The sequence below is a fragment of the Nocardia acididurans genome (genome assembly GCF_016741815.1).
GTDB lineage: Bacteria > Actinomycetota > Actinomycetes > Mycobacteriales > Mycobacteriaceae > Nocardia > Nocardia acididurans.
Genome location: NZ_JAERRJ010000073.1, coordinates 1 through 346 on the forward strand (window position 1 = coordinate 1; position 346 = coordinate 346).

Consider the following 346-nt stretch of genomic DNA (forward strand, 5'->3'; position numbering starts at 1 on the left):
GCGTTCCACACCGAGTACGCGTTGGAAGATCGCGACGAGAATTTCCTGGGCTGGTGTGGAGGGCGCCCGGTAGGTGGTGCCTGGGGTGTATTCGGGTGTGGGCAGGGCACGTTTGTCGAGTTTGCCGTTGACGGTCACAGGGAGCGCGTCCAGGACGACCACGGCCGCCGGGACCATGTATTCGGGTAGTTGTTCCCGTGTGTATCGGCGGATCTGGCTGGGGTCGAGTGCGGTGGTGCTGGTGTCGGGGACGATGTATCCGATCAGTCGGGTGTCGCCGGTGTGGTCTTCGCGGGCCACGACCGCGGCTTGTGACACTCCTGGGTGTGTGGTGAGTGCTGCTTGG

General features: G+C 64.2%; 1 protein-coding gene. It reads right to left on the reverse strand.

All coding sequences use genetic code 11. The annotated features are described in order from the left end of the window. The coding region (locus JK358_RS38850; RefSeq protein WP_201958906.1) for an AMP-binding enzyme at nucleotides 1-346 on the reverse strand (346 nt) is incomplete at both ends.